Annotated in this window: 1 protein-coding gene; it reads right to left on the bottom strand. The window is 54.0% G+C overall.

Features of this window, described 5'->3' with window-relative positions; translation table 11 throughout:
* Positions 1-139: 139 nt before the first annotated feature.
* Positions 140-523 carry a VOC family protein gene (locus tag C4885_RS16195; RefSeq protein ID WP_114001309.1) on the bottom strand — a complete coding sequence of 128 codons (384 nt, stop codon included), beginning with the start codon at positions 521-523 and terminating at the stop codon, positions 140-142.
* Between the last annotated feature and the right edge of the window lie 134 nt (positions 524-657).

Below are 657 nucleotides of genomic sequence, written 5' to 3'. Positions count from 1 at the left end.
TATTATCTGCGCTTTTGGCTTGGCATCTGCCGCACCTCGCTCGCCGTATCGGCACTTAGAATTATGCGGTATTGCCTAAAAACGGCGGGGAGATTTACCCCCAACGGTGCGCCCTGCGGCCGATGCAGGAACGATATGATCAAACCGTGAGTTCGATCTGGTTCCCCTCGATCGCAGCAATGCAGCTTTCGTAATAGCCGTCGCCGGTCGTTCTGGGGCCGCTGATGACCTTATAGCCGTCGGCTTTCAGTTCTGCGGTCAAGGCGTCTACTTTTTCACGGCTGCCCACGCGGAACGCGATATGGGCATATCCGGCACGGGAAAGCTCTTTTGGCTGATCCGGCATTTCCGGTTTGTGCATCAGCTCAAGCCGTGCGCTATCATCAAACGTGAGGAAATACGAGCGGAAGTCTGTTTTGGGGTTATGGTATCCATCGTTTGACGCTGCGCCCAGATATTTCATAAAGAATGTTCTGGCGGCTTCCAGATCATTTACATAAAGTGCGATATGTTCGATCATCATAACGTTATAAACTCCTTTGCAAGCGGCCGGGCGGTTTTATGCCTGCACAGGGAGCCTAAGGCAACACCGCACAATTCCCGCCTTGCGGCTTAAGCACCGCTCCGGCAGCTGCGGCACGGCATCTGCGTTGCCAA

It is taken from the genome of Subdoligranulum sp. APC924/74 (assembly GCF_003324125.1).
Taxonomy (GTDB): Bacteria; Bacillota; Clostridia; order Oscillospirales; family Ruminococcaceae; genus Gemmiger; species Gemmiger qucibialis.
Note: the sequence above shows the minus strand (reverse complement) of the source record. Positions and strands in the feature narration are given on the sequence as shown.